Genomic DNA, 24260 nt, shown 5'->3' on the forward strand with positions numbered 1-24260 from the left:
GAGAGACAGCAGATGCCGAGCGTCTTCGTACAGGGACGACCCGTCGACTCGTACCCGCGGCTCGCGCCCGAGGCCCGGCGCGGGCAGGTGCGGCGGATCACCGAGGTCGGTGAGGAGGTCCTGCACAAGCCGTGCCGGGACGTCACCGAGTTCGGTCCGGACCTCGCCGCGCTGATCGACGACATGTTCCTGACCATGTACATCGCGGACGGAGCCGGACTCGCGGCGAACCAGGTCGGTGTCGGTCTGCGGCTGTTCGTGTACGACTGTCCGGACGACGACGGGGTGCGGCACGTCGGGCACATCGTCAACCCGGTGCTGGAGCCGCTCGACGCCGCTCGCAGGAGACTGCTCGACGACAGCGAGGGGTGCCTGTCGGTGCCGGGCGCCACGATGGAGGTACCGCGTCCGGACCGGGCCGTGGTGCGCGGGTACGACCGGGACGGCGAACCGCTCGTGATCGAGGGCACGGGCTACTTCGCCCGCTGCCTGGCGCACGAGACCGACCATGTCAGCGGGCAGGTGTACCTGGACCGGCTGTCCGGGCGGGAACGGAAGGAGGCGCTGCGGCAGATGGCGGACCGGCGCGAGGCGGTGTTCGCGCGCCGGGCCGCCAACGTCGCGGCTCTGAGCGGCTGACCGGGCCTTCGGCGCCGAAGGCCCGCCTGCCCGCGTGCCTGATCAGGCCTTCGGCGCCACCTTGCTCAGGCCGTTGATGATGCGGTCCATCGCGTCGCCGCCGGTCGGGTCGGTGAGGTTCGCGAGGAGCTTCAGCGTGAACTTCATCAGCAGCGGGTGCGTGAGGCCGCGCTGGGCCGCGATCTGCATGACCTTCGGGTTGCCGATGAGCTTCACGAAGCCCCGGCCGAGCGTGTAGTAGCCGCCGTAGGTGTCCTTGAGGACGCGCGGGTAGCGCTGGAGGGCCGTCTCGCGCTGGGACGGCGTGGAGCGGGCGTGGGCCTGGACGATGACGTCGGCGGCGATCTGGCCGGATTCCATGGCGTAGGCGATGCCCTCGCCGTTGAAGGGGTTCACCAGGCCGCCGGCGTCGCCCACCAGCAACAGCCCCTTGGTGTAGTGGGGCTGGCGGTTGAAGGCCATCGGGAGCGCGGCGCCGCGGATGGGCCCGGTCATGTTGTCGGGGGTGTAGCCCCAGTCCTCCGGCATGGACGCGCACCAGGCCTTCAGGACCTCGCGCCAGTCCAGTTCCTTGAAGGAGTCGGAGGTGTTGAGCACGCCCAGGCCGACGTTCGAGGTGCCGTCGCCCATGCCGAAGATCCAGCCGTAGCCGGGCAGGAGACGGTCCACGGGGCCGCGGCGGTCCCACAGCTCCAGCCAGGACTCCAGGTAGTCGTCCTCGTGGCGCGGGCTGGTGAAGTACGTCCGCACGGCCACGCCCATCGGGCGGTCCTCGCGGCGGTGCAGGCCCATCGCGAGGGACAGCCGCGTGGAGTTGCCGTCGGCGGCCACGACGAGCGGGGCGCGGAAGGTGACCTCGCGCTTCTCCTCGCCGAGCTTGGCGTGCACGCCGGTGATACGGCCCGTGCGGTCGTCCAGTATCGGCGCGCCCACGTTGCAGCGCTCGAACAGCCGGGCGCCGGCCTTCTGGGCCTGCCGGGCGAGCTGCTCGTCGAAGTCGTCGCGCTTGCGGACGAGGCCGTAGTCGGGGAAGGAGGCGAGATCCGGCCAGTCGAGCTGGAGACGCACTCCTCCGCCGATGATCCTCAGGCCCTTGTTGCGCAGCCAGCCGGCCTCCTCCGAGATGTCGATGCCCATCGCCACCAGCTGCTTGACGGCGCGTGGGGTGAGGCCGTCGCCGCAGACCTTCTCGCGCGGGAACTCGGTCTTCTCCAGCAGAAGGACGTCGAGTCCCGCCTTGGCGAGGTGGTAGGCGGTCGTGGAGCCGGCCGGCCCCGCGCCCACGACGATCACATCGGCGGTGTTCTCGGAGAGCGGCTCGGTCACGACGGTCACGGCGGGATCTCCCCAAGTTCGAAATCTGCGTGCCGACCGGCACAGGACATGGGCAGTCTATGCAGCGGCATTCATCACCGGCCGAAGGGCTGCCTCCATGAACCGAGTTCCAGGGCGGCAGGACCGCCGGGTTGTCGGTCCACGAGGAGCGCACCGCCCGCCGGCGCCGGCCCGACGCCGGGCTCGGTTGGTGCCTGTGGAGCGTGCTTGGCCGGGAGCACTGGGGCACTGCCACCGGCTGGACCTCCGGCCACCGTCCGCTGACGCTGCGTAGTCGACTGTCACAGAAAGACATCTGTCGCTTCCGGCCGGTGTGGAGCGGGAGTTACCCTTCCCCTACCGCTGGGGGTGACATCTGTGCACATATCCCGCAAAACACCCGAAGTGCGTGTACCGCGTCTGGTGGGCCTGATGGCCGTGGACGCGCGGGAGACGGCCCGGGCGCAGGGCCTGCTCCTCAACGCACCGGACCGGTCCGACTTCCACCTCGCCGTCGTCGACTACGTCGTACGCCAGTACCCGCAGCCCGGTGCCGAGGTGCCGCGGGACTCGATGGTCTACGTGTGGTTCGACTTCGGCCCCGGCGAGGGCGGCGGGGGCGTGCACGAGCCGCGGATCCCGAGACCGCCCAGGGGCGGGCTGCAACGGGAACTGGACGAGCCCGGCGGCCCGTACATGGTCCTCAGCTCGCCGTAGGGAGCCCCCGTGCCGGTCAGCTCTCCTTGAAGCCCCGGTGCAGGGCGACGATGCCGCCGCTCAGGTTGCGCCAGGCCACCCGCGACCAGCCGGCCTTGCCCAGCCGCTCGGCCAGCGCGGGCTGGTCGGGCCAGGCCCGGATGGACTCGGCGAGGTAGACGTAGGCGTCGGGGTTGGAGGACACGGCCCGCGCCACCGGCGGCAGGGCGCGCATCAGGTACTCGGTGTAGACGGTGCGCAGCGGCGCCCAGGTGGGGTGCGAGAACTCGCAGATCACGACCCGCCCGCCGGGCCGGGTCACCCGGTACATCTCCCGCAGGGCGGCGTCCGTGTCCTGCACGTTGCGCAGCCCGAAGGAGATCGTGACGGCGTCGAACGTGTCGTCCTTGAAGGGCAGCCGCGTCGCGTCCCCGGCGGTGTAGGGCAGCCAGGGCTGCCGCTGCTTGCCGACCCGGAGCATGCCCTGGGAGAAGTCGCAGGGGACGACGTAGGCGCCGGTGCGGGCGAAGGGCAGCGAGGACGTGCCCGTGCCCGCCGCCAGGTCGAGGACCTTCTGCGCGGGGCGCGCGTCGACCGCCCCCGCGACCTCCTTGCGCCATCGCCGGTCCTGGCCGAGGGACAGCACGTCGTTGGTCAGGTCGTACCGTTCCGCCACGTCGTCGAACATCGAGGCGACTTCGTGCGGCTGCTTGTCCAGGGATGCGCGGATCACGGGCCCATTGTTGCAGTACGCCCTCCCGGGAGAAGCCGCGGCGCAGACAGGCCTCGAACGCGGGCACGTCCCGGAACCGGTCGGATCAGCGCTACGGCGAGGATCAGCGCGATCTCGTGCCGGAGGCAGATCGTCAACGCCCGGGCGCTGAAGACGGCCACGACGCGGTCCGGCCACGGGACGTACCAGCCGCCGTACGCGAGGGCGCCCAGCCGCGAGCGGGACCACCGCGGCGGGCTTCAGCCGGGCCAGGACGTCGTCGTGGTGCGCGAGCCGAGGAACCGGCAGAACAGGAACACCGCCAGATCGGTGAGGCCCGCTCCATCCGACAGGGGGCGCGGTGGCGGCCGCGGGAGGGGGTGGTCGTGGACACACGGCGGCCGTGATCAGTCGGCGACCGCGGAAGCGGAGGCCGAGGGGGACGAGGAGGTGGACGGGGACGTGGTCGTGGTGGGACCGGCGGTGCCGCTTCCGGCGGCCTGGGGCGGAGCCGACGGGGCGCCGCTCGGCGGGGCGGTGTCCGGGCCGCCGGGGCCCTCGCCCCGCGGCCGGCCGGCACCGGGCCCCGCACCCGCGAACGGCAGCAACTATGACGGCGTGAGCGAGGTGCCCGAGACCATGAAGGCCGCGCCGAGCACGGCCGCGTGTGCCGGACAGACGGCCCCGGCGCTCTCGTTTGCCGCGTTCGCTGCGGCGACCGCGCATGGCGCGGCTTCCGATGGCAGGCTGGGAATGCCCTCCCCGGACATCAGGAGGCCGGTCCCTACTCTGAGAGTTCTCACAAACGCCCGCGCATCGGGACAGAGCGCCCGACCTGGTGAGACGTTTGCTGCCGGGAAACGTACTTGGTGTGCGTACCCCTGAGGTCTCACGAGAACGGGAGCGCGCGTCATGAGGAGTTACCGGAAGCCGGCGGCGGTCGGACTGGGCTGCCTGATCGCCCTGGTCACCACGGCGTGCTCCGAACAGGGCGAGGTGGCACGCCCGGCACCCTCGCTGTCGGCCGCGCCCGGCACCTCGCCCCCCGCGTCCTCGCCTCCTGCCTCCTCGCCCCCTGCCGAGTCCGGCACCGCGTACGCCCCGTACGTGAGTGCCACGGAGGCCACCGGCACCGACTCCGCCGGCTCACCGACGACGTACAACCTGGCCTTCGTCCTGGCCGACGGCGACGACTGCGCCCCGCGCTGGAACGGCACCCACGCGATCGGCGACTCGGCGGTGAAGTCCCGTACAGCGCGGCTGGAGAAGAACGGCGGCCAGGTCCGGGTCTCCTTCGGCGGCGCCTCCGGCAAGGAACTCGCGGCGGCCTGCGACAGCGCGACGGAACTGGCGGCGGCGTACGGCACGGCCCTCGACGCGGCCGGTGCCACCCGGGCCGACTTCGACGTCGAGGGCGACGAACTGGCCGACTCCACCTCCGTCGCCCTGCGTTCGAAGGCGATCGCGCTGCTGCAGAAGGAGCGTACGGATCTGGAGGTCTCCTTCACGCTCCCGGTCATGCCCTCGGGCCTGGGCAAGGACAGCCTGGCGCTGCTCGGCTCCGCGGGCGACAACGGCGTACGGGTCGCCACCGTCAACCTGATGACGATGAACTACGGCACGTCGTACGACGGCGACATGGGCGGCTACGCCCTCACGGCCGCCAAGGCCGCGCACACCCAGCTGAAGAAGGTCTTCGGCACCTCGGACGCGGCCGCCTGGCAGGGCATGGCGCTCACCTCGATGATCGGCGTCAACGACGTCGACGGCGAGACGTTCACGCTCGCCGACGCGGCCGAGGTCCGTGCCTTCGCCGAGGAGAAGGGCATCGGGTGGGTGTCGATGTGGTCGGCCGCGCGGGACCGGCAGTGCGCGAAGGGCTCCGAGCCGGATCAGCCGGCGACCGATTGCAGTGGGGTGAGGCAGAGTTCGGGGGCGTTCGGGGAGGCGTTCGCGGGCTGACGGATCAACGGATCAAAAGGGCGCTTCAAAAGGGCGCTTCAAAGGCCCGCTTCGAAAGGCTCTTCAAAAGGCGCTGTCAGCGCCGCCGATGCACCAGCCGCCCCGCACACACCGTCGCGACGCACTCCCCCGCCTCGTCGAAGACGGCGAGGTCGGCGCGGCCGGTCGGGACGATCGCGGCGGTGCGGCGCGCACTCGGCAGGACGACGACGTCGTTGCGCTCGGCGGCGGACCGGAGTTCCGGCGAGTCGACGTACTCCTCCAGGACCGCGACCGCGCCGAGCTTCAGCACCTCGTGAACTCGTTCGCGCGGGCTCGGGGCGTCCGGGAGCGGGCCCTCGTGGACCCGGGCGGGACCGAGGGTCCCGGGCCACCTGCGGACCCGGGCGCGCGGGAACGCCTCGCGCACGTCGTCGAGCTTTCCGACGGCACCGATCCGGTCCCGTCCGACGGCCACGGCACCGCCCTTGACGGGATCGGAGTCCCAGGTGACGCGGACGGCGTCGGCCGTGTGAATGGTTTCCAACTACCTCTCCGTACCGGCTCAGTTGGGGGCGAGCAGCTTCAGCTCGGGGTGAGCCGTGCCGCCCTCGATGGCCGTGGAGGAGATGTGCGAGGCCACGCGGTCGTCGACGGGGTCGTTCGCCGGGTCGTCGTGCACGACGAGGTGCTCGTAGGTGGTCGACCGCTGCGCGGGCACCCGCCCGGCCTTCCGGATCAGGTCGATGATCTCCATCCGGTTGGACCGGTGCTTGGCGCCCGCGGAGGAGACGACGTTCTCCTCCAGCATGATCGAGCCGAGGTCGTCGGCGCCGTAGTGCAGGGAGAGCTGCCCGACCTCCTTGCCCGTGGTCAGCCACGAGCCCTGGATGTGGGCGATGTTGTCCATGAACAGCCGGGCGATCGCGATCATCCGCAGGTACTCGAAGATGGTCGCCTGCGTCCGGCCCTTCAGGTGGTTGTTCTCGGGCTGGTAGGTGTACGGGATGAAGGCGCGGAAGCCGCCCGTGCGGTCCTGGACGTCCCGGATCATCCGCAGGTGCTCGATGCGCTCGGCGTTGGTCTCGCCGGTGCCCATGAGCATGGTGGACGTGGACTCCACTCCCAGCCCGTGCGCGATCTCCATGATCTCCAGCCAGCGCTCGCCGGACTCCTTCAGCGGGGCGATGGCCTTGCGGGGCCGCTCGGGCAGCAGCTCCGCGCCGGCACCGGCGAAGGAGTCGAGCCCGGCGGCGTGAATGCGCTGGATCGCCTCCTCGACGCTGACCCTGGAGATCCGGGCCATGTGCTCGACCTCGGACGCCCCCAGGCTGTGGATGACCAGCTGCGGGAAGGCCTGCTTGATGGCGGAGAAGTGCTTCTCGTAGTACTCGACGCCGTAGTCCGGGTGGTGTCCGCCCTGGAACATGATCTGGGTGCCGCCCAGCTCGACCGTCTCGGCGCACCGGCGCATGATGTCGTCCAGGTCGCGCGTCCAGCCCTTGGCGGTGTCCTTGGGGGCGGCGTAGAAGGCGCAGAAGCGGCACGCCGTGACGCAGACGTTCGTGTAGTTGATGTTGCGCTCGATGATGTACGTCGCGATGTGCTCGGTGCCCGCGTACCTGCGGCGGCGTACGGCGTCGGCGGCGGCGCCCAGCGCGTGCAGCGGGGCGTCCCGGTACAGCGCGAGCGCCTCGTCGGGGGTGATCCGCCCACCGGCGGCAGCACGGTCGAGGATGGGCTGAAGGTCGGCCTTCTCGGTCACCGGGCGTCCCTTTCGTAAGGGTTGTGGACGGACCAGCCCAGCGTACGCCAGCCGTTCGGGCCGCTGGACGTCAGGCCGCGTAGGCCCCGGCCAGCAGCCCGAGGAAGGCGCCGGAGATGAGGAACGGTCCGAAGGGGATGGCCGTCTTGCGCCCGGCCCGCCGCGCGACCACGAGGGCACCGCCGTACAGCGCGCCGAGCAGGAACCCGGCGAAGGTGCCGAGCATCACCGTCGGCCACCCATACCAGCCGAGTACCGCCCCCGCGCCCAGGGCGAGCTTGACGTCGCCGAAGCCCATCCCCGCGGGGTTGATGAGGAACAGCACGAAGTAGCCGCCGCCCAGCGCGAGCGAGCCGAGCAGGGCGGTCGTCCAATCCCCCGCGTGCTCGGGCACGAGCGCGGTGAGGCCGAGCAGGGCGAGCGCGGCCGCGGCGAACGGGAGCGTGAGCGGGTCGGGCAGCCGCCGCACCCGGAAGTCGACGGCCGTCAACAGCACCCCGACGGGCGCGAGCAGCAGCCACACCCCGAGCTCGGGCCGGGTGCCGGTGGCTGCGGCGAGGGCGGCGCAGACGAGGGCGGTGGCGATCAACAGGGGTGTCGTACGCGGCCCGTATCCGGCCTCCTCGCAGTCCGTGCGCTCCGCGCACTCCGGGCACGAGGCCCGCCCGAGCCAGCCCTTGAGGGCGTGCCCGCCGGGGCACTGCTCCCGCCAGGGCTCCCCCGAGGGCGCCGAGAACCGGTAGGCCGCGCGCGGCAGCAACACACCCGCCGCCGCGCCCCACAGCGCGGCGGCGATGACCAGCGTCCCGGTGTTCATCCCACCGCGGCGATCGCGTCGCGCCACGTCGGCAGCAGCTCGTCGAGCAGTGCCTCGGTGCGCGGCGGCAGGCCGCGGGCTCCGCTGCGGCCGATGAGATCGGTGGCGAGCGCGGTCAGCCGGGACGTGTCGCCGGTGGCGTGGGTGGCGCGCAGCAGCTCGTGCCACAGGCGCTCGTCGGCCGGGGCGGTGCGCAGGGCCGCGTTGAGGGCCTCGATGGCCTTCTCCGCGCGGTTCTTCTCCATGTGGAACTCGCACAGCGCGAGCCCGGTGTCCGCGACGAGCAGCGGCAGCTGGGCGTCGACGATCTCGTGGCCGAGCCACCGGTAGCGGCCCTCGGGCCGGTCGGCGAGCAGCGGCCCGCGCACCAGCACGAGCGCGTCGGTGAGCAGCCGCCCGCGCACGGCCCGGCTGTCGACGCCCTTGCCCTGCGTGGCCTCGTGGTAGAGCGACCGCAGCACGTCCAGGTCGGAGACGACGGACTTGGCGAGCGTGAGCCGGCCGCTGCTGTCGGTGCCGAGGCGGGGAGTGCCGTCGGGGTCGGCGCCGAGCCAGTCGCGCAGCCGGTCCAGCAGCGCGCCCCGTACGTCGTCGGTGACGCCGCGCGGCCACAGCGCGGAGGACAGCACGCGCGGGTGCACGCCCTCGCGGTGCAGGAGCAGCAGGGCGAGCGCCTCGTGGAGGAGGGCGCTGCGCTCCCCGTCCGGGGTGTCGAGGCCGATGATCTCGTAAGGCCCGACGAGCCGGGCGTAGACGGCCGGCCGCCCCTGCTCGCTGATGTCGACGAGAAACGGCGGCCTGTTGGCCGGGCCGCCCTCGGGCCGGTTCTCCGGGTCGGCGTCGACGAACAGCTCGACGACGGCCCGCTGCTGGGCGACGGGCAGCAACTGGGCGTCGAGTTCGAGCCCGAGAAGGGGCGCGAGCAGCTTGCCCTGGCCGGTGATCTCCATCTCCCAGGCGGCGCCCGGCAGGTCGCCGGTCTCGGTGCCGACGAGGTAGCCGATGCCGAGCCGGCCGGCGTCGGCGGCGAGTTCGGCGAGCTTGACGGCGTCCTCGGCGGACGGCTGGGCGGCGAGCAGGACCAGGTGCGGGGCCCAACGGGTGTGCTGGGCGGGCCCGGTGCGCCCGGTGAGGACCGAGTCGTGCCCGGCCGCGCCCAGGGCGCCCCGCCGCTGCCGCGTCTCGGCCTCCATGGTCTCGACGAGTGCCTCGACGTCCTCGAGGTGCCGGATCCGGTTCGGGGCGAGAGGCGTCAGGTCCTGCCCGAAGCCGACGAGCGTGATGGTCATGCGGTCGGACCACCCGTTGGTCGCCAACTCGGCGGCGACGGACGCGAAGACGGCGGCCCGGTCGGCCTCCCGGCCGCTCAGCGACACGATGCCGGGCACGGCCTCCAGGTTGAGCAGCAGCCGCGAGTCGTCCATGGTGCCGAGGCTGACGAGCCCCGGGTAGGGCGCGGCCGTGTCGACGTCCTCGTAGCGCTCGGCGTCCGTCCGGGACAGCATCCAGAACGTCTGGTCCTGCCCCTGCTGCCAGGGGGCGGGCGGCTTCCCGGCGGGCTGGGCGAGCTGGAGGTGCAGGTCGCCGTTGCTGAGCCAGGCGGCATACACGACCGGCAGGGCCCGCGACTCCTCGGCGAGGGAAGCGGCGAGACCGCGCAGGCTCCGGTCGAGCAGCCGCACGCCCTCGGGGTCGGCACCGACGAGCAGCGCGTCCTGGACGTCCTGGGCGTCCCCGCTCGGCGTGGGCGGCTCCATACCGCGCCGCCCGCCGACGGCTCCGAACGCCGACTGCCAGAGCGCCTGCCGGCGCCGCCGCCCCAGGGCACCGAGGAGACCGGCGGCGAGGAGGGGTGCGGTGAGGAGGGCCTCGGGCAGGCCGAAGGAGCTGCCGGACTCGGCGTCGACGCCGGTGGCCTGCTGATGGCCGGAGTCGGGGGCGGGCCGCTGCTCGGGCAGGGAGACCTGGGAGGCGGAGGGACCACCACCGGCGTGCTCGTGCCCGCCGCCCTGGGCGCCACTGCCTCCGGCGCCACCGCCCTGCGCGTGATCGCCGGTCAGGGCGTAGTCGCTGATCTGCTGCTGCACGTCCGGGGAAACGTTGGGAGCCTCGTCGGGCATCTCGACGAGTTCGCCGCCGCGCGCGTCTCCCGGCATCTCCATGATCCATCCGGGCCGGATGAGGCTGGCCTCGGAGAGTTTGGACCCGTCCGGCTGGATGCGGTCCTTGTTGAGCTCGAAGATCTCCTGGTAGCGACGCCCGTCACCGAGGTGCCGATCCGCTATCTCCCACAGGGAGTCGTGGTGACGCCCCTCGGGCGGCTGGATCCGGTAGTACTTCGTGTCGCCCTGCTTGGCTGTGCTGCCACCGGCGTCGGCGTGCGAGGCGGCGTGCGAGGCCTGCCCGGCGAGGGCGGCGGCGGTGTCGGCGGCCTGCTCCTGCTGCTGGGCGAAGAGCCCCGGGGTCTGCTGGGCCGCGGCGGCGGCGGGCTTCTGATTGGCGTCGTAGCCGCTCTGCCCGAGCTGCGACAGCCCGGGCGCGAAGCTGGCCGCGGTGGCGCCGACGAGCAGCAGCGCGGCGACGAGCTGCCGGGCGAGCAACTGACTGGGCCCGGCCCCCGGCACCCGCCCTGGCACACCGACACCGGACAGCGCGGCCTTCATCTCCACGAGCACGCAGGCGGTGAACTGGGCCCACGCGAGCCACACCACGACGGTGAGGATGTTCAAAAACGTATCGACGGTGATCTCTTGCTGAAGCCAGTCGAGGCTCGGCACCCCGTTCGGCAACGGCCACCCGATCTGCGTGGCCAGCGCGCCGGGCACCCCGACGAGCAGAACGGCCAGGGCGACGAACGCGAAGAACGCCTTGACGAAGTCCCCGAACGACCGCCGCCGGATCCTCACCGGCTGCGGCGTCCGATTCCTCGGAGCCGTCGTTCCCGTCGTACTTCCCCTCGAGCTTGACGAGCTTGAGGTGCGGCGTCGCGGCATGGCGGGTGTCCTGGGGTCGTGTGTGGAGTGTGGTGAGGCGAGCTGTGGTCCGAGAGGTGTGCTGAGCCTACAGAGATCTTATTGACTCTTATTGCGGTCGTCGAAGGGCGTGGGGGGCGAAGGTCGTTGCCGTCCGATTTGCCCTCGTAGTGGCATGCGCTTGCGTCTACGGCCGGGCCGCAGGGTTCGCTCCCTTCGCGATTGCCACGCAGACTCCTCACATTCCCCACGCAACCCCCTACGGCCTCCCAAAGGCCCATCACCCGCCCCTGATAACTTCGTTCCCTGCCGCATACACCGAACACCGGGGGAGACGAACCGTGGCACGCCGCGCTCTGACCACCACCGCCGCACTCACCGCCACAGCGGCGCTTCTGCTCACCGCTTGCGGCGGAGGCGACGGAGACTCTTCGGGCGACATCAAGGGGGCGGACAAGGGGGCGAGCAGTCCGTCGGCTTCACCATCGAAGGCTGCGGATGCGGACCGCCCCGATCTCAGCCTGCCGAAGGACCTGAAGATGGTCTTCGACTTCGACAAGCCGTCCGACAGCGATGAGGCGGCTGCTCTGGACGACTCTGCGAACTTCATCCGGGCGCTGAAGCACGCCATCGTCGCCCAGGACCCGAACGACTCGGCTTACCAGTTCTACTCCCGAGCCGGAGCTTCCAAGTACGCGAAGTCGCAGATCGAGGCGTGGGTGAAGGGCGGCTGGACCCCGACGGGCGAGGACCAGTACTACGACGCCGCTACGAGCAAAGCCGACGACGCGAAAGCCGTCCTCGTCACCTTCTGCCGTAACCAGGCCAAGTCGTACAGCAAGGACGTCAAGACCAACAAGATCCATTACACGAAGGAAAGCCTCGACAGTTACCTGAAGTACCGCATCTTGATGCAGCCCTCGGCCGACTCCCCTGGCATCTGGCAGGCACAGCAGATCGAGGTCGCGGGCAAGGCCAAGGAGTGTCAGCAGTGACGGGGACCGGACGAAGCGCAGCATGGACAGCTGTGCTGACTGCCACCGTGCTCTTGTGCTCGTCAGGCGCAGCCCTGGCCGACGAAGTACCGGCGCCCACGACGCCCAGTCAGCCCGCTGAGAAGCCCTCCGGTGACTCCAACGGTCGCACCCTGCTGGCGTCCGTCTCGCAGTCCCGCATCCAGGTCAGTCATCCCGACGGCCGGACCGAACAAGGCTCCATGGACGAACTGACGTCCGTCGACCCCAACTGGGAGCCCCCGGTCTGCTGGTACGAGCCGGTCTTCACTCCGGAAGGGCTCAAATCCGCGGTCGAGGACTTACAGAAGAACGGCGGGATGGGCGCCGTCAACGCCCACGAGTGGTGGACCTCCGGCATCTTCGTCGATCACTACGACAAGGGCGAACCGGAGGACAACTTCGACCTCAAGTCGCCCACCAACAGCACCGCCGAGGGGTACAAGAACTACAACACCGGCAAGGAGGGCATGTTCTGGCGCAGTGTTGTCCGCAAGGGCCACGAGAACGACATCAAGGCCTGGGACTGCGGGCGGATCATGTTCTGGCAGGACGCCGGCACGATCCCGGACGACGAGCACGCGCCGACTCCTGAGACGCTTGCGGCGTACGCCTACGACAAGATCGAGGTGCCCAAGACCGAGGTCACGCTGAGGCCGGAGGCCAAGTCCACGGTGAACCTGCCCACTTGGGTATGGCTGGACAAGGGCACCTTCAAGGAGGTCAAGATCCGGGCCGAGCTTCCCAACACGGGGCTGTGGGCGGAGACGACGGCCAAGCCGGTGGCCCTGCACCTGGAACCAGGCACGGACGATGCCGAGACCTTCCCGGCCTCTGGTGACTGCGAGATCAACGAGGACGGCTCGATCGGAACCCCCTACGCCAAGGGCGACGCCGACAAGACCCCGCCTTGCGGCATCAGGTACCTGCGCGCCACGAACGGTGAGCCGTACCAGTTGAAGGCCAACATCACCTGGCAGATTTCGTGGGAAGGCACGGGCGGCGCGAACGGTGACCTCCCGGATGGCACCTTCGAAACGACCCAGGACATGAACGTCCAGGAGATCCAGTCGATCAACCGCTGACTCTTCAACCAGCCGAACACCGGACGCCTTTCGCAAGTCTTGCCATCGCCTTGTCGGCTGTGGAGGCCAGAGGCTCACGGCGTTCGCAACCGCCACGCCACACTCCTCACGTTCCCCACACAACCCGCCACTGCCTCTCAAAGGCCCATTACCGACCCCTGATAGCTTCGTTCTCTGCCGCATACACCGAACACCCGGGGGAGACGAACCGTGGCACGCCGCGCCCTGACAACCACCGCCGCCGTACTCACCACGACAGCGGCGCTCCTGCTCAGCGGATGCGGCGGGGGTGACGGCAAGTCCCCGGACGACATCAAGGGGGCGGACGCCGGTGCGGGGAGCCCCTCGCCTTCCGCTTCTGCCGCCTCCGGTCGGCCGGACGTAAGCCTGCCGAGTGACCTCGAGGTCCAGTTCGACATCACGAAGCCGTCCGATACGCGGCACGCGGCAGCCCTCGACAACGCAGAGAACTACATCCTGGCGTTGAACCACGGCATCGCAGCCCAGGACGCCGAGGATCCGGCATACAAGTTCTACTCACTGGGAAACGCCACGAAGTACGCCAAGTCGCAGATTGAGGCGTGGGTTGACGACGGCTGGACCGCGACGGGAACGGACAGCTACTACCAGGGCAAGACCGACGATGTCGGCACGTCCAAAGGCGTCCTCGTGACAATGTGCCGGGACCAGGGCAAGTTCTACGGCAAGAACGTCAAGACGAAGAAGATTCGGTACACGAAGCCAAGCCTCGACGACTTCCAGGAGTTCCGCCTCCTGATGAAGCCGCCCCAGGGATCCCAGAAGGTCTGGAAGGTTCTGCAGATCGAGGTACAGGGGCGAGTGGAGGACTGCCGCCGATGAACTGCCCGCGACGCGCCCTGACCTGGTCCGCCGCTCTGACGACAGCCACCGTCCTGTGGTCCGGAAGCACCGCATACGCCGCGGGGCCGGAAGACAACACCAATGTGCCACCGGCCGACGAGCAGAGCGGCGGCGGCACTGACGGCAAGGGCAGCCTGTCGGCATCCGTCTCCAACATTCGGATCAAGTACGTGAGCGGTGGTGACGGCGGCGGCGAGGAAGGCAACCTCGGCACGGTCGACCCCAACTGGAAGCCTCCGGCCTGCTGGTACGAGCCCGCCTTCAGTCCCGAGCAGTTGAAGAAGTTCGTGGACAGGGACGGCGGCGGCGATGTCGGCATCCACGAGTCCTGGATCGGCAAGGGGCTCTGGACCGACCACTACCGAGACGGCAAGCCGGCGGACAACTTCGACCTGCACGCGCCGACGAACAGCACCGCCGAGGGCTACGAGAACTACAACCTCGGCAAGGACGGCTACTTCTGGCGCGGCGTCGCCCCCGACCCCAACGACTCGGACTCCTGGGACTGCGGCCGCATCATGTTCTGGGTGGACGCCGGCGAGGTCCCGGACGACCCGAACGCGCCTACCCCGAAGACGCTCGCCGAGTACGCCTACAACAAGGTCAAGGTCCCGGACACGAAGGTCGACCTGAAGCCGGAAGCCAAATCCACGGTCAATCTCCCGACCTGGGTCTGGCTGGACAAGGGCACCTTCAAAGAGGTCAAGGTCCGCGCCGAGCTCCCGAACACGGGCCTGTGGGCTGAGACCACCGCCAAGCCGGTCGCCCTCCACCTGGAGCCGGGCACCGAGGACGCCGACGTCTTCCCCGCCTCCGGCAACTGCGCGATCAACGAGGACGGCAGCATCGGCACCCCCTACACCAAGGGCGACACTGAGAAGACTCCACCCTGCGGCATCCGCTATCTCCGCGCCACGAGCGGCACCCCGTACCAGCTCTCCGCCAGCGTCACCTGGCAGATCACCTGGGAAGGCTCCGACGGCACCGGCGGTGACCTCCCCGACGGCACCTTCGAGACCACCCAGGACATGAACGTCCAGGAAATCCAGTCGATCAACCGCTGAAAAGCGACGCCCGCACCGCACAACCGGAAGAACGAGACCCCCGTGCCCCGCCACCGCTTGACCACTACGGCCGCCGCCCTGACCTCAGCAGCGGCTCTCCTGCTCACAGCGTGTGGCGGGGGCGACGGACAACCGTCGGGCAAGAAGGTGAGGGCAACTCCTGAGCCGAGCAGCCCTTCCGCCTCCGCACCCGCACAGGCGTCACCCGAGCCCGTACGCCCGAAGATCACCCTCCCCGGCAGCTTTCAGCTGACTTTCGAGGACTGGCAGAGCAGCGACCCCGTCGAGCAGGCCGTGCTCCATGACGGCAGGGAGGATCTCCGGGCGGGGTACGCGGCGATCATCGCGAACGACCCCGACAGCGAAGCGGTGACCTTCTACGAAACCGAAGCGGCCCGCGGGCAGAGCAGGCAGTGGATCAGGTCCTACACGGACAAGAACGTCAACGTCATCGGCAGGCTGCCCGTCTTCGATCCGGAAGTCACGGTCGGCGACAACGGGGTGACGGCGTTGCTCAGCTACTGCACGGACGAAAGCAAGGCGTACACGAAGCATCGCAAGACCGGCGAGGTCGTGGGAAACCCCGCGGGGACGGACCCTGAGGTCTTCTACCAGGTGTCGCTGCGCAAGAACGCCCAAGACGTGTGGCAGACCGCGCATGTGCGTGGGGACAGGGGCGGCTGCTCCTGAGGTCGTCCATGTCGGGTGGCCTGCCCGCTCCGCGTTGAACTTCTCATGGAGCGCGACAGCGAGTGGCCCAGGCGGTCAGACGGACGGGTTCTCGTTGGAGACCAGCGCCGCCGTGAAGTACAGAGGCAGCCCGTCTTGGGGGTCCAGGGGAACCTCCTGTGATGTCCAGCGGTTGAAGGCGATCGTCAGGTCGAGCACGACGGGTTCCTCCGGGTTGGAGTCGTCGATTCGGTATCCCGCCTCGGAGAACGCCTGGAGCAATTGACGAGCAGGCGTCCGGAAGACGTCGAATCCGCGCCACAGGACACGCAGGTCTGAGTCTTCCTCTTCGGGAGCCGAGACATCGACGGCATTGACCGTTTTCTGGTCCTTGAGGATGACGATGATGTCGAAGTCGTCCCCCATGGCCTGGATCTGCACCGTCGGATCGTGATCGAACGGCCCCATCACACGCACTTCACCCCAGGAAGCAGCAGCCTTCACCGCCTCCTCGAACGGCATCCCCATGGTCACCGGCGGAACGCCGTTCGGAGGGTCCAGGATGATATCCATTTTCTTGCCTCACTTCAGCAGGTCGTAATTGATCGTCCAGCCGTTGTCGGACAGCATTTTCTGCAGCCCGGCGTTGCCCTTCAAGCTGGCGACCATATCGGCTATGTGCTGGTCGTACTTCGTACCGAATCGCGCTCGGATGTCGTCGATGTCCATCTTCATGGCCTCGTCGAACTTCCCCTGGTCGACGAGATCGCGCTGTGCGTTTCGCCATGGTGTGGCCGAGTAGCCACGCGAGTCCGTACTCGAGACGAGGCGGTGATCACGCCGCTCCATGCGAATGGCAGGACCCATATGATCGGTCAGGCTGAGGTGAGCGTACGCCGCCTTGGCCGGTATGTGGTTGATCTCATTGCCCTTACGCGCGGGCGAAAGCCTCCCGTACCAGCCACCGAGGTCTGTACAGACCAGGCCGAAGGGATCGCTCCACGTGAACGGATTAGGGACATAGGAATAGTTGTTGGGAGCCGCGTCCAGTCCGAGTGGGTCCGGTGATACGTATCGGGCGTTCTCCGCGTCGTAGTACCGCCGGACGTTGTAATCCAGCCCGGACTCGAGGTCGTGATACTGGCCGGGAAAGCCCAGCGGGCACGCTGGTTCCTCCCCCACGGTGTCGAAGGGCACCCCCCAGACGGAGGTCTGGCGCCTCCAGTGAATGCTTCCGTCGTCATCGACGAGTTCGGTCGGTGTACCGATCAGGTCGGTGACGATGGCGTAGAACCTGGCGTCGATCTCCTCCTGGTCCTCCGCATTCCCGTCGGACGCCGCGAACACCCGCTCGGTCTGCGCCAGTGGGCGATGCTCGCCTGGCTGCCAGTGCCATGTGGTCACCTTCGACGCGCCGTCGCCCCGCGGCTGGATCCTTTCCGCGAGGCGGGTTCCCTCCCAGGCGAAGTCGGTCTGCTCGATGACCGTGCCGTCCTGCGTCAACAGCTGCTTGGCGATGCGGCGACCATGCGGGTCATACAGGTAGTGCCAGCGACGGTCGTCAGGAGTGACGACATCGGTCAGGCGGTCGAAGGCATCCCAGCGGTACTGCCACGTCCGGGACCCGCCCGACAACAGGCGCCGCGTGACGGACACGACTCGACCTTGGCCGTCGTAGGCGTAACGGGTGCGCCCGCTGCGGCGCAACAGCAGTCCCTCGTAGCCCCGGTCCACGGAAGACGCGCCGACTCGTCCTCCCTGCTCGGGGACCCCTTGGCTGTTGGCGAGGTTGCCGGCGGCGTCGTACGCGTAGTGCTCCTGCCTACGCGGAGAGGTCACGGTGAGAATCCTGCCATGGGCGTCCAGGGTGAACCGGTGACGCCCCTGGACGCTGTCGTCGTTGTCCGTCAGGAAGTTGTCAGGTCGGTAGCCATAGGTTCGCCGCCAGACCTCGCCGCCCGGGCCTTCACTGCCGGGTGTACGTCCGGCTGAGTGCAGGACCTGACCGGTGGTCCGGCCGACGGCGTCCCACGACTGGCGGAGCAAGGCCCCCGCGCCCAGCACACGTTCGGTCTCGCGCCCCATGGAGTCGTAAGCAAGCTGAACACTGATGCCGTGGGTGTGCAGCGCTGTCAGGGGCATCGGACACGTCCGACTGAGCCTTGGACTGGGCCGACTTGGCGTGCTGCACATCCCGGGTGGCGGCGCGGACCTTCGCCTCGTCCGGCTTGTCCGCGTCGGACTTCCTGCCGGTCGGGTCGTCCTTGTACTTGTCCGCCTCCTTGCCGGCCCGCGTCACCCACGAATCGGCCGAGGTGAGACGGGACTGCGCCGAGGAGAGACTGTCCCGCGCCTCACGGCCCTTGACCAGGGCCTTGTCCGCCAGCGACTGCGCCCGCTCCAGCTTCGGCCAGAAGTCCGCCAGTGCGTCACCGCACATCTCATAGGACTTCTTCAGTTTCTTGAGGTTCTTCGGGACGTCGGCGAAGTCCTCCTTGAAGACGTCCGCCGATTTGCCCGCCCACTCAAGGAGCGTCCCCTCCCCCGCCATGCCCTTGACCAGACGCAGCGCCTCGGAGACGTCATCGGCGAAGTCGTGCAACTGCTTCGCAAGCGCGCGCACCCGCTGCGGGTCACCAGGGGTCGGATCCTTGTCCAAGTCCAGGACATGCCAGTCCGCAGGCCTGTGCCCCGCCATACCTCAACCCCCACAACCATTCGACGGAAAGATCGGCTCGGGGTACGGTTCGGATGAGATCAGGGCGTTGGACGTTGGGGGCTGCCATATGGGCAACGGCAAGAGCGACCTCGCACTCCCGCTGAGCGAGCTGGAGGGCTACGGTCGCCGGCTTCGTTCCATCAAGACCCGTCTGAATCACACGAAGAAGCTCTTCGAGTCCTACAAGGACGACATCGGCGACGGCAGCGTCAATGACGCCCTCGGGGATTTCGAGTCCAACTGGGAAGACGGGCGCGAGGACATCACGCAGCAGCTCGATGCGCTGGCGAGTATGTCCGATGCCGTTGTCCGTGAGTTCAAGAAGCTTGATGACGAGCTTGCCAAGCAGGTCAACGATGCCATGAAGACCGAGGACAAGCGGGGCGGGAAGGGTGGCAAGGGGAACGGTGGTGGCGGTGGTAAGTAAGGCCACGCCTCTGACGTGAAAAGGCCCCGGATCCGGAGATCCGGGGCCTTTCGCGCGCCTGAGGTCAGGAAGCGACCGCGGTGTTGAGGTGCAGGTCCGCCGCGATGCCCTGGGGCGAGGCGGCGAGGCCCACGCCGCCGCCGACACCGGCGTTGACGCCGGCGGCCGACGTCTCGACGTAGAGACCGGCTGCGGCGCCGGCACCCGCGGTGCCGCCCGCCTGGCCGCCGGCGATGGTGTCCAGCTCGGCGTCGGACATGTGGGCGGTCTGGATCTGCGGGGTGAAGGCCATGGAAGGCGGTTCCCTTCGTTTCATTAATTCGAAGTGCTCGAGCGCGACCGATCAAAGCACGTCGGGTGAAGGGTCGGCCAGTCAGTGGTTATCGGGGTGCGCTGGATTTCGGTGACCGAATTCATGTGTGTGACCATTCGGTCACCGAAAGGCCCGTTGCCTTCACATGTTCCGCCACTGCGCGGTACCGGTGTGCAATACACGGCGGGGTAGGTGAGTGGTGCTCATTTCCTGCCCTGGTTTGTCACGACCTCGCGGTGAACGGTGTGCAGATCCGTCGAATGTTCCGGATCAGTGGTTCACCGACGGGACCTCCCGCACCGTCACGTCCTGGGTGGTACCGAATGTGCCGTCGGGGAGGTCGCCGCCCTCGCCGTTCGTGCTCGTCCAGCTGATCTTCCAGGTGACCGTGGCACGCAACGGGTAGGGACCGTCGGAGCCGGACGAGCGCAGACAGCTGACGCCGCAGGGCGGGGTCTGGTCGGCCTTGCCCTTCGCGTGCGGTGCGCCGATGCTGCCGTCCTCATGGGAGACGGGTTCGGTGGTGGTCGCGGACAGGCCCGTGCCGGGGAGGCTCGCCGTCACCGAGAGCTTCTTGAACTTGGCCTTGTCGAGCCAGATCCAGGTGGGCAGGTTGACGGTCGACTGCGAGCCGCCGAACGAGCCCCTGGCCGTTCCGCCGCAGCTTCACCGCGGTCTCGATCTCCTTGGGCGAGAAGGGACGGCTCCTACCAGCGAGCGGACGGTGCCCAGTTGCTGTTGGACGGAGTCAGGGTTCCCGTGGCGGACCGGGAGCCACCGCGACGGCCAGAGTCGACGCCGCGACGGCGCGCAGCACAGTCGTACGGCGCATCACATGCACCTCTTGGCGGCCTCCGTGGACGACACGGTGGCGGTCTGCCACACGCCCTTCGCGTTCTTCTCCACACGGGTGCTGTGGAACACGTAGTCGCTCGGGGACGCCTTGACCGACCGGTCGACCTTTCCGGTCGTCCCATCCTTCGGGTACGTCTGTGTCGCATCCATGCAGTACGTGACGGAGGCGACGTCGTCCTTGTGGAACGTGACCTCGCGGTCGTAGTACCGAGTCTTGCCGGTGAAACTCCGGTTCTCTTCACGGAAGGACATGATGTAGGTGGCCGCCGACGCCAGCGCGTCGCCCTTGGAGTAGAACTTCAGGGCGGGGTACTTCTTGGCGTCGACGGTGATCGCCTCGTCCATGGAATTGATACGCCGCTCGTTGTCCGCCAGCACCGCATCCTTCACCGGATCCCCGGTCGTACCGCCCTCGAAGACGTTCTTCACATCGGACGGCAGCTTGATCTCCGGCCGCTCGATGTCATCGCTCGACGGCGACACCGACGGCTTCGAAGAGCCCGAACCCGAATCCGCTTCCGCGATCTCGTCCGAGTCCTTCGTGGTCGACGCGTCCGAGCCGCCACAGCCCGTCAGCAGCAGCGCCACCGCCGCGGTCAGGGCGGTCGCGGCCGCCGTGGTCGTGCGTGTGCGCATGGGGGTGTACCTCCAGTGGCTAATCGTGCTCAGCGGAGCCGAGAGGGACGGGCGACGGGGGCGGCGGGCATCAGCCGACCTCGTTCTCCGCCACCGCCTCCCCGTGGACGACCACGTCGCCGCCGTAGAACATCCCCGTGAAGACCGGGGAGTAGGTGAGCTGCACCTCGACCTGGACCTGCTGGGCGTCCGCCGCCACGCAGTGGGTCGCCGCGATGTCCGCGCCCGTCATGTCCATCTCGCGGGCGAAGGCCTTCACGCGGGCGTTGCAGTTCTCGAAGTTGATCGGGGCGAGGCCGCCCTCGTTCTCGTAGAGGGCGTCGCGGTCGATGTCCTGGGCGGCGAAACGGGCCGCCTGTTCCGCGATGTCGGCCGCCCGTTCCCGCTTGGAGATGGACAGGCCGCCGTCGATCACGAACGCGGAGAGGGACAGGAAGACCAGCGCGAAGATGATGACCGCACCGGCGCCGGAGCCCCGGTCGTCGAGGTGTGCGCGACGGGCCGCCCACCACGACCGCCAGTGGGGCGGGAGGTGTCTCACGCCGACCTCCGGAACGGGTCGAGCGGGGAGCTGAAGCTCGCCGTCAGTGTCGTCGGGACGTCGAGGCCGAGCGTGGCCAGGCCCCGCACCTGGCAGCTCACCTCGACCGTGAAGATGGTGTCGGGCTCGAAGCCCTGGCTCGTCTGGACGACCGACACGGGGCCGGAGCAGACGTCCGTCAGGTTCGCCTCGGCGGCCTTCTTGGCCTCGGCCATGGCGGTGGCGTGGTCCTTCTGGATCGAGCCCGCGCGGGCCGCGTCCCGAGCCGCTCCGTCGAGCGCTCCGCGGCCGTCGACGAGCTGGCCGAAGGCGACCAGGACGAGGATGAACAGGATCATCACCGGCGCGAGGATCACGACCTCGACCGTGGACAGGCCTCGGTCGTCCGTCCGGCGGACGTCCCTTCCAGGAGCCCGAGGAGCCGAAAGAGCCGGAGGAGACGGAGTCATCAGTTCTCCTCCTGTACGAACCGTTCCACCGGGCCGGCCGACTGCGCGTGCACCGTCAAGTCCAGCCCCGGGAACACCGTCGGCACGCGGGCCGCGATCTCCACACCGACCGTGTTCTGGTCCGGCTGGAGCATCTTCACGTCCGGCCCCAGCACCAGTTGCGGGCCCAGCTGGCGGATGTAGCTGTCCACCACGTCCTGGGCCTCGCCCCGCCACGCGCCCGGTCGTTCATCGGCCGTGGCACGCGCCTTGCGCGCTCCCGCCTGGGCCGCCGCCTGGGCGACGTGGTCCGCGAAGAAGTACAGGGCGAACTGCACGGTCGCGAAGATCATGAAGAACAGTACGGGAGTGAGCAGCACGAACTCGATCGCGGTCATGCCGGAGTCACCGCGGGCGGCCGCCGCTCTCCGCGCGGCCCGCACCCTGCGGCGTATCCGTCTGCTCACGTCCGCCAGCATTCCCGTGAACCCCGTTGTCCGTACGACTGTCCTGTGACTGTCCCTGCGACGATCAGCAGGTCTTGCCCGCGTCCGCGCCCTTGATGCAGTCGCCGACATTCTTGGCGCCCTCGCTCAGCGCGGCGTTGATGATGGCGGCCACGACACCGACGATCGCCACGACGACCGCCGAGATGATGACCCACTCGACCGCGGAGGCACCGCGGTCCAGCTCGCCGGAGCGGGCGCGCTCGGTACGGGCCTGGAGGAAGGTGACCAGGAAGTCCACGGCCGGGATGCCCGTGTGGAGGTTGCGTCCGTTCATGACGTCTTGTCCTTTCGAAATCGTTCCGGGAAGTTCTGGAGTTGTGAAGGTCGGCTCACTGCACGGATCGCTGCACGGCTCACTGCACCTGGAACACCCGCATCGCCGCCGGAAAGATCAGGAACACCAGGAACCCGGCGCACAGCAGCAGCTGTGCCACGAGCATCGACTGGGACTTCTCACCCGCGCTGCCCTCGATCTCCGCGAGCTCGCGGTGCCGCATGGTCTCGGCCCGGGACGCGAGGGACTCGCGCACCTTCGCACCGTCGTCCGCGACCAGGGCCAGGGAGGCGGAGAGGTCCTTGAGCTCCTCGACGCCGAGTTCCTCGCCGAGCTGGCCGAGCGCCTGCCACTGGCTGAGCCCGGTGATGCGGGCGTCGGAGAGGGCGTTGCGGATGCGCTGGTTGGCCCAGCCGTCGGAGATCTCGGCCGCCGCCATCAGCGCCTCGGGCAGACCGCGTCCGCCGGCCAGGCTCATCGACACCAGGTCGAGGTACGCGCCGATCACACGCCGGAGGTCGCGCCGCTTCTGGGCCGCGTCCCGCCGTACCTCCAGGTCGGGCAGGAAGAAGAAGATCACCGCGAAGAGCAGCGCCAGCCACACCGGGATGATCGGGCTCCGGCCGACGCCGAGCGTGTAGACGATGGCGAACAGGAACGGTCCGAAGAACAGGCCCGCCACACCCAGCAGCACCTTCGTCGCCAGGAACTTCTCCCAGCTGCGGTCCAGGACCGCCAGGTCCGCGCGCAGCGAGCGCTGCTCCCAGCCCTGCTGGAGGTAGAACTCGGACACCCGCAGGCCGACTTCGGCCCGCAGGGAGCCGAGGCGGCCCTTGTCCCGTTCGGCGCGCGCGGATTCGTAGGCCGAGCCGCGGGCCCGCATCGCGTCGATCCGCGCGACCTGTGAGATCGCGCTCCGCTTGCTGGGCATGAGGGCGCGGACGAGGGCGTAGATGCCCAGGCCGATGACGGCGCCGACGACGAGCGGCATCGTGAGGTTCACCGGCGTGCCCCCTCTTCCTGCGGCAGCTGCTGGGACTGCTGCGACGGTGTCCTGGGACGGACGAACTGAACGGCTGCCTCGTCGCGGACCAGGAAGCGTTCGGGCGTCTCGATGGTGGACAGCTTGCGCAGCCACCAGAAGCCGAGCGCGAACAGGCCGCAGACACAGGCCAGGACGAGCTGTCCGGCGGCGGTGCCGTACGGCTCCACGAAGTCACGGTTGAAGATCGACAGGCCGAGGACGAAGGCGATCGAGACCGCCACGACGATCTGCACGGACCGGCGGGTCGAGGCGCGCTGCGCCATCACCCGCTGGCGCATGTCCACTTCCTCGCGCGCCGACTTCGCCAGCGCGCCCAGCACCTGGCGCAGACCGGGTCCGCGCAGGCGGGCGTTGAGGATCAGGGCCGCGACGATGATGTCGGCGGAGGCGTCGTCGATCTCGTCGGCGAGGTGCTGGAGCGCCTCGGGCAGCGGGGTGCGGGCGCGCAGGCGGTCGACGAGGGCGTCGAGGTGGGGGCGCAGGACCGGGGCGGCGGCGCGGGCGGAGGCCGGGATGGCCTGCTCCAGGCCCACCGCGCCGGCGATGGTGTCGCGCAGGGACTCCGTCCAGGAGGCCAGGGCCTCCACGCGGCGCATGGCGGCCCGCTCCTCGCCGGCGCCGCCGAACAGGCGGTCCCAGAAGAAGACGAGGACGCCGGCCGCGATGCCCGCGACCGCCCAGCGGGTGAGGACGAGGACGACCAGGCCGACGATCGCGGCGAGCGAGCCGCGCTGGCCGGCGAAGCGGATCAGTTCGCTCGCCCTCTCGGCGGCCTTCTGCTTCTCGTGGTCGGGCTTGACGGGCAGTCCGCGTACGGCCATCAGGAGGAGGGCGAGGCCGCCGCCGACGGCGACGCCGCTTCCTATCGAGTACAGGACGGTGGTGGAGAACAGGCCGCCCATGGAGCCGAGCGAGCCGAGTGCTGCGAGAGTCGTGTTCATCCC

General features: G+C 69.3%; 25 protein-coding genes and 2 pseudogenes. 9 read left to right on the forward strand and 18 right to left on the reverse strand.

Annotated elements, in window-relative coordinates; genetic code table 11:
* Window positions 1–12: 12 nt before the first annotated feature.
* Entirely contained in the window at window positions 13–639 is a 627-nt protein-coding gene (gene def, locus ACIBNA_RS29755) for a peptide deformylase (protein ID WP_399168264.1), read from the forward strand.
* 42 nt (window positions 640–681) lie between these two features.
* Here the strand turns inward: def and ACIBNA_RS29760 are convergent, their stop codons facing one another.
* Entirely contained in the window at window positions 682–1974 is a 1293-nt protein-coding gene (locus tag ACIBNA_RS29760) for a geranylgeranyl reductase family protein (protein ID WP_399168265.1), read from the reverse strand.
* Window positions 1975–2358: 384 nt separating this feature from the next.
* On the opposite strand from ACIBNA_RS29760, the gene ACIBNA_RS29765 reads away from it, so the two are divergent.
* A complete protein-coding gene (locus tag ACIBNA_RS29765; RefSeq protein ID WP_399168266.1) occupies window positions 2359–2670 on the forward strand; it encodes a PASTA domain-containing protein in 312 nt (103 codons plus the stop codon).
* A gap of 16 nt (window positions 2671–2686) precedes the next feature.
* Here the strand turns inward: ACIBNA_RS29765 and ACIBNA_RS29770 are convergent, their stop codons facing one another.
* Window positions 2687–3382, reverse strand: a complete 696-nt coding sequence (locus ACIBNA_RS29770; protein ID WP_399168267.1) for a demethylmenaquinone methyltransferase — start codon at window positions 3380–3382, stop codon at window positions 2687–2689.
* Window positions 3383–4273: 891 nt separating this feature from the next.
* Between ACIBNA_RS29770 and ACIBNA_RS29775 the strand changes: the two genes are divergently transcribed.
* A complete protein-coding gene (locus ACIBNA_RS29775; protein WP_399168268.1) occupies window positions 4274–5323 on the forward strand; it encodes a chitinase in 1050 nt (349 codons plus the stop codon).
* 76 nt (window positions 5324–5399) lie between these two features.
* Here the strand turns inward: ACIBNA_RS29775 and ACIBNA_RS29780 are convergent, their stop codons facing one another.
* The 4 genes from ACIBNA_RS29780 to ACIBNA_RS29795 all read right to left on the reverse strand — a co-directional run bounded on the left by ACIBNA_RS29780 (window position 5400) and on the right by ACIBNA_RS29795 (window position 10877).
* Window positions 5400–5849, reverse strand: coding sequence for a hypothetical protein (locus tag ACIBNA_RS29780; protein WP_399168269.1), 450 nt, complete (start codon window positions 5847–5849; stop codon window positions 5400–5402).
* An 18-nt stretch (window positions 5850–5867) separates the two neighbouring features.
* On the reverse strand, window positions 5868–7067 hold the full coding sequence (mqnC, locus tag ACIBNA_RS29785) for a cyclic dehypoxanthinyl futalosine synthase (RefSeq protein ID WP_399168270.1): 1200 nt from the start codon (window positions 7065–7067) through the stop codon (window positions 5868–5870).
* Between the two features lie 70 nt (window positions 7068–7137).
* Entirely contained in the window at window positions 7138–7884 is a 747-nt protein-coding gene (locus ACIBNA_RS29790; RefSeq protein WP_399168271.1) for a prepilin peptidase, read from the reverse strand.
* Window positions 7881–10877, reverse strand: a complete 2997-nt coding sequence (locus ACIBNA_RS29795) for a BTAD domain-containing putative transcriptional regulator (RefSeq protein ID WP_399168272.1) — start codon at window positions 10875–10877, stop codon at window positions 7881–7883. The genes ACIBNA_RS29790 and ACIBNA_RS29795 overlap by 4 nt, the downstream gene beginning before the upstream one ends.
* A gap of 320 nt (window positions 10878–11197) precedes the next feature.
* Between ACIBNA_RS29795 and ACIBNA_RS29800 the strand changes: the two genes are divergently transcribed.
* The 5 genes from ACIBNA_RS29800 (at window position 11198) to ACIBNA_RS29820 (ending at window position 15590) form a co-directional block, all read left to right on the forward strand.
* Complete coding sequence (locus ACIBNA_RS29800; protein WP_399168273.1) at window positions 11198–11851, forward strand: hypothetical protein; 654 nt, start codon at window positions 11198–11200, stop codon at window positions 11849–11851.
* Between the two features lie 32 nt (window positions 11852–11883).
* Entirely contained in the window at window positions 11884–12954 is a 1071-nt protein-coding gene (locus ACIBNA_RS29805; RefSeq protein ID WP_399168274.1) for a hypothetical protein, read from the forward strand.
* A 210-nt stretch (window positions 12955–13164) separates the two neighbouring features.
* Window positions 13165–13815: a hypothetical protein gene (locus ACIBNA_RS29810; RefSeq protein ID WP_399168275.1), complete on the forward strand. Its 651-nt coding sequence runs from the start codon at window positions 13165–13167 to the stop codon at window positions 13813–13815.
* Window positions 13812–14900, forward strand: coding sequence for a hypothetical protein (locus ACIBNA_RS29815; RefSeq protein WP_399168276.1), 1089 nt, complete (start codon window positions 13812–13814; stop codon window positions 14898–14900). Before ACIBNA_RS29810 ends, ACIBNA_RS29815 begins: the two co-directional genes overlap by 4 nt.
* Before the next feature lie 147 nt (window positions 14901–15047).
* The gene (locus ACIBNA_RS29820; RefSeq protein ID WP_399168277.1) at window positions 15048–15590 is read left to right on the forward strand and encodes a hypothetical protein; all 543 of its coding nucleotides are present in this window, start codon (window positions 15048–15050) and stop codon (window positions 15588–15590) included.
* 75 nt (window positions 15591–15665) lie between these two features.
* Here ACIBNA_RS29820 and ACIBNA_RS29825 read toward each other — a convergent pair whose 3' ends face one another.
* From ACIBNA_RS29825 to ACIBNA_RS29835, 3 genes and pseudogenes are all read right to left on the reverse strand, one after another.
* Window positions 15666–16142 carry a hypothetical protein gene (locus tag ACIBNA_RS29825; RefSeq protein WP_274818294.1) on the reverse strand — a complete coding sequence of 159 codons (477 nt, stop codon included), beginning with the start codon at window positions 16140–16142 and terminating at the stop codon, window positions 15666–15668.
* Between the two features lie 9 nt (window positions 16143–16151).
* Window positions 16152–17654 carry an RHS repeat domain-containing protein gene (locus ACIBNA_RS29830; protein WP_399168278.1) on the reverse strand — a complete coding sequence of 501 codons (1503 nt, stop codon included), beginning with the start codon at window positions 17652–17654 and terminating at the stop codon, window positions 16152–16154.
* Window positions 17655–17706: 52 nt separating this feature from the next.
* A pseudogene (locus tag ACIBNA_RS29835) lies at window positions 17707–18267 on the reverse strand (putative T7SS-secreted protein); the annotation flags it as partial.
* Window positions 18268–18355: 88 nt separating this feature from the next.
* On the opposite strand from ACIBNA_RS29835, the gene ACIBNA_RS29840 reads away from it, so the two are divergent.
* Entirely contained in the window at window positions 18356–18715 is a 360-nt protein-coding gene (locus ACIBNA_RS29840; protein ID WP_274818292.1) for a hypothetical protein, read from the forward strand.
* Window positions 18716–18779: 64 nt separating this feature from the next.
* On the opposite strand, the gene ACIBNA_RS29845 is transcribed toward ACIBNA_RS29840, so the two are convergent.
* The 9 genes and pseudogenes from ACIBNA_RS29845 to ACIBNA_RS29885 form a co-directional block, all read right to left on the reverse strand.
* A complete protein-coding gene (locus ACIBNA_RS29845) occupies window positions 18780–19007 on the reverse strand; it encodes a hypothetical protein (protein ID WP_399168279.1) in 228 nt (75 codons plus the stop codon).
* A gap of 291 nt (window positions 19008–19298) precedes the next feature.
* Window positions 19299–19646: pseudogene (locus ACIBNA_RS29850) on the reverse strand (hypothetical protein); the annotation flags it as partial.
* A 213-nt stretch (window positions 19647–19859) separates the two neighbouring features.
* Window positions 19860–20519 (reverse strand): hypothetical protein, encoded by a 660-nt coding sequence (locus ACIBNA_RS29855; RefSeq protein WP_399168280.1) that lies wholly within the window; start codon window positions 20517–20519, stop codon window positions 19860–19862.
* Between the two features lie 70 nt (window positions 20520–20589).
* A complete protein-coding gene (locus ACIBNA_RS29860) occupies window positions 20590–21060 on the reverse strand; it encodes a TadE/TadG family type IV pilus assembly protein (RefSeq protein WP_399168281.1) in 471 nt (156 codons plus the stop codon).
* Window positions 21057–21509 (reverse strand): TadE/TadG family type IV pilus assembly protein, encoded by a 453-nt coding sequence (locus ACIBNA_RS29865; protein WP_399168282.1) that lies wholly within the window; start codon window positions 21507–21509, stop codon window positions 21057–21059. The genes ACIBNA_RS29860 and ACIBNA_RS29865 overlap by 4 nt, the downstream gene beginning before the upstream one ends.
* Entirely contained in the window at window positions 21509–21967 is a 459-nt protein-coding gene (locus ACIBNA_RS29870) for a TadE family protein (protein WP_399168283.1), read from the reverse strand. Before ACIBNA_RS29870 ends, ACIBNA_RS29865 begins: the two co-directional genes overlap by 1 nt.
* Window positions 21968–22019: 52 nt before the next feature.
* Window positions 22020–22271, reverse strand: coding sequence for a hypothetical protein (locus ACIBNA_RS29875; protein WP_399168284.1), 252 nt, complete (start codon window positions 22269–22271; stop codon window positions 22020–22022).
* A 79-nt stretch (window positions 22272–22350) separates the two neighbouring features.
* Window positions 22351–23274, reverse strand: a complete 924-nt coding sequence (locus tag ACIBNA_RS29880) for a type II secretion system F family protein (RefSeq protein WP_399168285.1) — start codon at window positions 23272–23274, stop codon at window positions 22351–22353.
* The gene (locus ACIBNA_RS29885) at window positions 23271–24218 is read right to left on the reverse strand and encodes a type II secretion system F family protein (protein WP_399168311.1); all 948 of its coding nucleotides are present in this window, start codon (window positions 24216–24218) and stop codon (window positions 23271–23273) included. Before ACIBNA_RS29885 ends, ACIBNA_RS29880 begins: the two co-directional genes overlap by 4 nt.
* Window positions 24219–24260 lie beyond the last annotated feature (42 nt).

Source organism: Streptomyces sp. NPDC050164, assembly GCF_044459945.1.
GTDB lineage: Bacteria > Actinomycetota > Actinomycetes > Streptomycetales > Streptomycetaceae > Streptomyces > Streptomyces coeruleorubidus_A.